The following is a 236-nucleotide window of genomic DNA, read 5'->3' on the forward strand; positions in this document are numbered from 1 at the left end:
CATGGAGATGGGGTGGCGGCTCATGGAGAGGTGGCTTTTTTCCTGGAAGTTCTGCTGGAGGCATGTTAGGTGGACTTACAGCTGGCGCATTAACGGGTGCAGCAAGTGGAGGCTACTATCCAGCACCGTACCCAGTAACTTATCCTGCGCCATACCCAGCACCATATCCAACGCCATATCCGAGTTATCAGCAAATACCATATCCGTATTAAATTAAAAAAAAGGATATCCTCTTT

Annotated in this window: 1 pseudogene; it reads left to right on the forward strand. The window is 48.3% G+C overall.

Annotation, left to right across the window (positions count from 1 at the left end):
• Positions 1–212 (forward strand): annotated as a pseudogene (locus KVT31_RS29995) (cobalt transporter); the annotation flags it as partial.
• Positions 213–236 lie beyond the last annotated feature (24 nt).

The organism is Bacillus sp. GbtcB14 (genome assembly GCF_019091205.1).
Taxonomy (GTDB): Bacteria; Bacillota; Bacilli; order Bacillales; family Bacillaceae_G; genus Bacillus_A; species Bacillus_A cereus_AG.